This is a genomic window from Psychrobacter sp. W2-37-MNA-CIBAN-0211, assembly GCF_040309405.1.
Classification (GTDB): domain Bacteria; phylum Pseudomonadota; class Gammaproteobacteria; order Pseudomonadales; family Moraxellaceae; genus Psychrobacter; species Psychrobacter glaciei.
Map to the genome: position 1 here is coordinate 1 of NZ_JBEOOU010000180.1, position 275 is coordinate 275.

Sequence of the window (275 nt, forward strand, 5' to 3'; positions counted from 1 at the left end):
GTCGATCCTCGACACGCTGTAAGGAGACCGCCGCGATGGATGCCGCCGCCGATGCTGTCGCTATCCGCCCGTTCGAACGCGCCGACACCGATGCCGTGCTCGCGGTATGGCGCGACGCGTTCCCGCACTACGACGAAGCCGGTGCGCCGCCGCACCGCGATCCGCTGCGATCGATCGAGCTGAAGCTCGCGACCCAGCCGGAACTGTTCTTCGTCGCGACCAGCGGCGCGCGGGTCGTCGGCACGCTGATGGCCGGTTTCGACGGACATCGCGGC

At 69.5% G+C, this 275-nt stretch carries 1 protein-coding gene; it reads left to right on the forward strand.

Features of this window, described 5'->3' with window-relative positions:
* Positions 1–35 precede the first annotated feature (35 nt).
* On the forward strand, positions 36–275 hold a 240-nt coding region (locus AAEY72_RS14805), incomplete at its 3' end, for a GNAT family N-acetyltransferase (protein WP_502945397.1).